We start from the raw sequence: 6,486 nt of genomic DNA on the forward strand, positions 1-6,486 counted from the left end.
TTATCATACCGTTTAGATTTGAAAAGCCCCTAAAAGCACTTTTTTTGGCTTTTTTACTGCTTTTTCGGAGTTTCGACTGAAAAACTATCAACTGGATGCACTAAAGCAAGCTTTAATACCTCATCAATCCATGTAACTGGGTGAATATCAAGACCCGCCAATACATTGTCAGGTATCTCTTTTAAGTCACGTTCGTTAATTTTTGGAATGATGACCGTTTTAATCCCACCACGGTGAGCCGCTAATAATTTCTCTTTTAAACCACCAATAGGCAATACTTCACCACGTAAGGTAATTTCACCTGTCATGGCTACATCAGAGCGCACCGCATTACCGGTTAAGCTTGAAACCAAACACGTTACCATTGCAATACCGGCACTTGGGCCATCTTTAGGTGTTGCGCCCTCAGGTACGTGTACGTGAATATCGCGTTTTTCATAAAAGTCGCTATTAATACGCAGCTCATCAGCACGATTACGAACAACGGTCATCGCCGCTTGAATCGACTCTTGCATCACATCGCCTAACGAGCCTGTATAGGTCAGCTTACCTTTACCTGGTACTGCAGCACATTCAATCGTGAGTAAGTCACCGCCTACTTCTGTCCATGCTAGGCCAGTAACTTGGCCAATACGGTCGCCGTCTTCTGCTTTACCATAATCAAAGCGTTGCACACCTAAGTACTCTTCAAGGTTATCTGCATCGATCGTCACTGTTTTAGTGTCTTTCTCGATTAAGATATTTTTAACTGCTTTACGACATAGCTTAGATACTTCACGCTCTAAATTACGCACGCCCGCTTCACGGGTGTAATAGCGGATAATACCAATGATGGCACTGTCGGCAATTTCAACTTCTTTAGCTTTTAAACCGTTACGCTTAATTTGCTTAGGAATTAAGTGCTCTTTAGCAATATTTAGCTTTTCGTCTTCGGTGTAACCCGATAATCGAATCACTTCCATGCGGTCTAATAAAGGCCCTGGAATATTAAAGCTATTTGAGGTTGCAACAAACATCACATCAGATAAGTCGTAATCAACTTCTAAATAATGATCCGCAAAGTGACTGTTTTGTTCAGGATCCAGTACTTCTAATAATGCTGATGCAGGGTCGCCACGCATATCCGCTGACATTTTATCAATTTCATCTAACAAGAATAACGGGTTTTTAACGCCCACTTTAGTCATGTTTTGAATCAACTTACCAGGCATAGAGCCAATGTAAGTACGACGGTGACCACGTATTTCGGCTTCATCACGCACGCCACCCAGTGCCATACGAATGTACTTACGACCCGTTGAACGCGCAATAGATTGCCCAAGTGAGGTTTTACCCACCCCCGGCGGCCCTACTAAACACAAAATTGGCCCTTTAAGTTTATTGGTACGCTGCTGTACCGCGAGGTACTCAATAATGCGTTCTTTGACTTTATCAAGCCCGTAGTGATCGCTATCTAGTATTTTTTGCGCACCGGCTAAATCTTTTTTCACTTTAGAGCGTTTTTTCCACGGTACGTTGATTAACGTATCTATGTATGAGCGAACAACACTGGCCTCTGCCGACATCGGCGACATCATTTTAAGTTTGTTAAACTCTGCGGTGGCTTTTTCTTTTGCTTCGCTGGGCATACCTGACTCTTCGATGCGTTTTTTTAGCGCTTCGAATTCATCTGGTACATCATCAATTTCGCCAAGCTCTTTTTGAATCGCTTTCATTTGCTCATTGAGGTAATACTCACGTTGCGATTTTTCCATCTGCTTTTTAACGCGGGTACGAATTTTTTTCTCAACTTGCAATAAATCTATTTCACCTTCCATTAGCGCCATTAAGTACTCCAAACGCTCTGTAACGCTTGATATTTCAAGTACTTTTTGCTTTTCAGGCACTTTTAATGGCATATGTGCAGCCATGGTATCAGCAAGACGCGCTGGCTCATCAATACCAGAGACCGAGGTCATCACTTCAGGTGGAATTTTTTTATTTAATTTTACATAGCCTTCAAACTGGCTTAATGCACTGCGAATAAAAATATCTTGTTCTTGCTCGTTTACTGAATCAGATTCAATAAACTGTGCATTGGCAACGAAAAAGTCTTCGTTATCAACAAACTCTTCGATATTCGCACGTTGTGTGCCTTCAACTAATACTTTTACTGTACCATCGGGTAGCTTTAATAATTGAAGTACAGTCGCAATTGTCCCTACACGATAAATATCGTCTTTCTCAGGCTCGTCTACAGTTGCATCTTTTTGTGCAACTAAGAAAATTTGTTTGTCTTTATCCATTGCCGCTTCAAGGCATTTTATTGATTTTTCACGGCCTACAAAAAGCGGGATCACCATGTGTGGATACACCACCACATCGCGCAGTGCTAGCACAGGGATTTCGACTCGATCGTTTCTCTCAAGCGTCATTGTATTTTCTCTTTGCACTTCATTTATTTAAAGATTACTCAAGTATATGGGGATAACCTAATTAAAGTTCAACAATTTTTGTTAACTCGATTAAATTAATTATAAAAAAAGGAGCCATTGGCTCCCTTTTTTTATAATTCGCTCAGAATTTAATCTGCCGCAGCGTGTTCTTGATTACTGCTATCATAAATTAAGATAGGATCAGACTCGCCTTTAATAACGGTTTCATCAACAACCACTTTGCTAACGTTATCAATTGAAGGCAGCTCATACATAGTATCAAGCAATACACCTTCTACGATTGAACGCAGGCCACGTGCACCGGTTTTACGTTCCATTGCTTTATGAGCAATAGCACGTAGTGCATCATCACGAAACTCAAGCTCAACGTCTTCCATCCCAAACAATACTGAAAATTGCTTAGTAATAGCGTTTTTAGGCTCACTTAAAATTTGTACCAGTGCAGCTTCATCAAGTTCAGTCAATGTAGCAACAACAGGTAAACGGCCAATAAACTCTGGAATTAAACCATATTTTACTAAATCTTCTGGCTCAACATCTTTAAATGTTTCACTTAAAGAGCGGCTCGCTGCCGACTCTTTAACGTCAACACCAAAACCAATACCGGTGTTTTTGTGGCTACGCTGTTCAATAACTTTATCAAGACCAGCAAATGCACCACCACAAATAAACAGAATTTTAGAAGTGTCTACTTGCAGGAACTCTTGCTGTGGATGTTTACGTCCACCTTGTGGCGGAACAGAAGCCACTGTACCTTCAATCAGTTTAAGTAAGGCTTGTTGTACACCTTCACCTGATACATCACGGGTGATTGATGGGTTATCTGATTTACGTGAAATTTTGTCAATTTCATCAATGTAAACAATACCACGTTGTGCTTTTTCTACGTCGTAGTCACATTTTTGTAAAAGCTTTTGAATGATGTTTTCAACATCTTCACCCACATAACCGGCTTCGGTTAACGTTGTGGCATCGGCCATTGTAAACGGCACATCTAGCAAACGTGCTAACGTTTCAGCTAGTAGTGTTTTACCACTCCCAGTTGGACCAATTAATAAAATATTACTTTTACCTAGTTCAACGTCTTGTTTAGTTGATTGGTTGCGTAAACGCTTGTAGTGATTGTAAACCGCTACAGACAACACTTTTTTCGCATGCTCTTGGCCAATTACGTAGTCGTCTAAGTGGTTACGAATTTCTTTTGGCACAGGTAATTTGTCAACGGCATCATGCTTAGGCGCGATGTCTTTAATTTCTTCCCTGATAATATCATTACACAGCTCTACACATTCATCACAAACGTATACTGAAGGTCCTGCAATTAATTTTCGAACTTCATGCTGGCTTTTGCCGCAAAAAGAGCAGTATAACAATTTATTACTTTTGTCGCCGTCTGTAGGAGTGTCAGACATTCAGCTACCTCATTTTATTACGTTGGCCACCAAAGTCTTGGTGGCTATTTTAATACGCTTTAACTATACCAAAATTTAGTGTTTTTCGCATAGTAACTCTCATTAGCAAGCATCACTGCTTGCAGGCATACTTACTTGCTACCGCGATTAGTAAATACTGAGTCAACAATACCGTAATCTACAGCCTGGCTTGCACTCATAAAATTGTCACGGTCTGTATCGCGTGAAACAACGTCAAGCGGTTGGCCAGTATGCTCAGCCATTAAGCGATTTAACTTGTCTTTAATAGACAGGATTTCTTTTGCGTGTATTTCAAAGTCAGACGCTTGACCTTGGAATCCACCTAACGGTTGGTGAATCATCACGCGTGAATTTGGTAAACAAAAACGTTTACCCTTCGCGCCACCAGACAATAAAAATGCGCCCATGCTAGCCGCTTGGCCTACACAGATTGTGCTTACGTCTGGTTTAATGAAGTTCATTGTATCGTAAATAGCCATTCCCGCAGTGACAGAGCCACCCGGTGAATTGATATATAAGAAAATATCTTTCTCTGGGTTCTCTGATTCTAAAAATAGCATTTGCGCTAAAATCAGGTTTGCCATGTTGTCTTCAACTTGGCCCGTTAAAAAGATAATACGCTCTTTTAATAGTCTCGAATAAATATCAAACGAGCGCTCGCCTTTAGCTGTTTGCTCAACAACCATAGGGACTAATGCGTTTAGGGGATCTGTCATACCAGTGTTCATACTTATTTAATTCCTTATGCGCTTATACTTATTCTAAGAAAAGCATAATGATCATTTTTAGCTAATTAAGAACCACAAACTAAAATGGCCCGGGCACACTGCATAAACAGAGTAACACGAGCCATTTAATCGTTAGCGAGCGCTTAAGTCAATGACTTATTATGCACCTTGCTGTGGATTCATGATGTCATCAAATGCTTTTTCAACATCAGTCACAGTTGCTTTAGCTAAAATAGCTTCAACAGCTTGCTCTTCCATTGCTACATTACGCATTTGTTGCATTAGTTGATCATTTGCTTTGTAGTATTCTACTACTTCAGTTGGATCTTCGTATGCAGAAGCTACAGTAGCAATCAATGCTTCAACTTTAGCGTCATCAACTTTGATGTCATTCGCTTTAATCACTTCACCTAATAATAGGCCAGTTTTAACACGTGTTACAGCTTGTTCGTGGAACAATTCAGCTGGAAGCTCTGGCATGTTTTGACCATTGCCACCAAAACGTTGAGCAGCTTGCTCACGTAGAGCGTCAACTTCTTGGTCGATTAATGCTTTAGGCACTTCAACTTCGTTTTGCTCTAAAAGACCTTTGATTGCTTGGTCTTTTACGTTAGCTTTAACCGCTTGGTCTAGCTCACGCGTCATGTTCTTTTTAACTTCTTCTTTAAGCGCGTCTACGCCGCCTTCGGTAACACCGAATTTAGTTGCAAACTCATCGCTTAATTCAGGTAATTCTTGCGCTTCCACTTTTTTCACTGTGATAGTGAATTGAGCCGCTTTACCTTTTAAGTTTTCAGCATGGTAATCTTCAGGGAAAGTTACATCAGCAACCACTTCTTCGCCTGCTTTTTTACCAACGATGTTATCTTCAAAACCTGGGATCATACGACCTTGCCCAAGTTCTAATGGGAAGTCTTCAGCTTTGCCGCCTTCAAATTCTTCGCCGTCGATAGTACCAACGAAATCAACCGTTACACGGTCGTTTGCGCCAGCCGCTGCATCAACATCAGCCCAAGAAGCGTGTTGCTTACGAAGTGTTTCTAGCATGTTTGCTAAATCTTCGTCCGTAACTTCTACCGCTGGTTTTTCAACAGCAATTTTCTCTAAACCTTGAACTTCAATTTCAGGGTAAACTTCAAATGTTGCTGAAAACTCTAAATCTTTACCTGCTTCAAGCGCTTTAGGAGCAAATGTCGGTGCGCCTGCAGGGTTAATTTTTTCAGCAACAATTGCTTCAATGTAATTACGTTGCATTACTTCGCCAGCAACTTCTTGACGAACAGCTGGTCCGAAACGCTTGTTGATTACTGATACTGGAACTTTACCAGCACGGAAACCGTCGATACGCTGCGTTTTTGACAGTTGTTGTAAGCGTTTTTTTACTTCGGTCTCAACGTTCTCTGCAGGAACGGTGATGGTCAGACGGCGCTCAAGGCCTTGAGTCGTCTCAACAGAAACTTGCATGATTTACCTCAATATTCAATTTTGGCGACTGTTCGCCTTCCTTACAAACAAAGTAATCTATAGGCGTCTTGATAAAATTCAAGCTTTGGGCTTAAAAAAATCCGTCGCTACCAGGAGATACCATTGCTGCTCTGCCCTTCGGGCACTATATTATTAAACAAATAGACGCGGCATTATAACCTAATATTTATGATAGTCGAGTGTAGGGGGCAATTATTTGGGGTAGATCAGGGTAGATAACGACTAAGCGAATAAAAAACAGACTAATTAAGTGAAAATACGATTAGTAAAGAAAAAATTAAGGGGGTTGCGTAATAAAAGTAGAATTTAGATGTGTTTTACTTAGGGGAAAATGGTCGGCGATGCAGGATTTGAACCTGCGACCCCTTGGACCCAAACCAAGTGCGCTACCAAACTGCGCTAATC

Annotated in this window: 4 protein-coding genes; all 4 read right to left on the reverse strand. The window is 40.9% G+C overall.

Annotation, left to right across the window (positions count from 1 at the left end):
• Nucleotides 1-53 precede the first annotated feature (53 nt).
• Nucleotides 54-2,414, reverse strand: a complete 2,361-nt coding sequence (gene lon, locus MTN96_RS21295) for an endopeptidase La (protein ID WP_036981902.1) — start codon at nucleotides 2,412-2,414, stop codon at nucleotides 54-56.
• A 149-nt stretch (nucleotides 2,415-2,563) separates the two neighbouring features.
• Nucleotides 2,564-3,847 (reverse strand): ATP-dependent protease ATP-binding subunit ClpX, encoded by a 1,284-nt coding sequence (gene clpX, locus MTN96_RS21300; protein WP_069438641.1) that lies wholly within the window; start codon nucleotides 3,845-3,847, stop codon nucleotides 2,564-2,566.
• A 131-nt stretch (nucleotides 3,848-3,978) separates the two neighbouring features.
• Nucleotides 3,979-4,596, reverse strand: coding sequence for an ATP-dependent Clp endopeptidase proteolytic subunit ClpP (gene clpP / locus MTN96_RS21305; RefSeq protein WP_013465450.1), 618 nt, complete (start codon nucleotides 4,594-4,596; stop codon nucleotides 3,979-3,981).
• 159 nt (nucleotides 4,597-4,755) lie between these two features.
• Nucleotides 4,756-6,060 (reverse strand): trigger factor, encoded by a 1,305-nt coding sequence (tig, locus tag MTN96_RS21310; protein WP_036981899.1) that lies wholly within the window; start codon nucleotides 6,058-6,060, stop codon nucleotides 4,756-4,758.
• Nucleotides 6,061-6,486: the final 426 nt, after the last annotated feature.

The organism is Pseudoalteromonas sp. 2CM28B, from assembly GCF_023161935.1.

Excerpts from the sequence above, each read along its gene's own strand:
- clpP (WP_013465450.1), bottom strand. The coding sequence starts at position 4,596 with ATGAACACTGGTATGACAGATCCCCTAAACGCATTAGTCCCTATGGTT.
- tig (WP_036981899.1), bottom strand. The coding sequence starts at position 6,060 with ATGCAAGTTTCTGTTGAGACGACTCAAGGCCTTGAGCGCCGTCTGACC.
- lon (WP_036981902.1), bottom strand. The coding sequence starts at position 2,414 with ATGACGCTTGAGAGAAACGATCGAGTCGAAATCCCTGTGCTAGCACTG.
- clpX (WP_069438641.1), bottom strand. The coding sequence starts at position 3,847 with ATGTCTGACACTCCTACAGACGGCGACAAAAGTAATAAATTGTTATAC.